Genomic DNA, 243 nt, shown 5'->3' with positions numbered 1-243 from the left:
TCCTGGTCAATCAGATGCCGCACACGCTCAAGGCACTCGAGGCGGGGTACCTGAACGAGCGGCGGGCGGCGATCCTGGTCAGTGAAACCGACTGCCTGACCCCGGAGCACCGGGCGGCAGTGGATGAGGAACTGGCCGGGAACCCCGACCGGCTGCACGGGCTCGGGAACCGGCGGCTGGAGGCCGAAGCCAAACGCGCCGCCTACCGGCTGGACCCGCACGCGGTGGTGAAACGGGCCGCGA

General features: G+C 70.4%; 1 pseudogene. It reads left to right on the top strand.

The features are described from left to right. Window positions 1-243 (top strand): annotated as a pseudogene (locus AC5RWT_RS38235) (HNH endonuclease); the annotation flags it as partial.

Source organism: Arthrobacter sp. Dra40 (assembly GCF_059091905.1).
The sequence above is the reverse complement of the archived record's forward strand: the minus strand, read 5'-3'. Positions and strand labels throughout refer to the sequence as shown.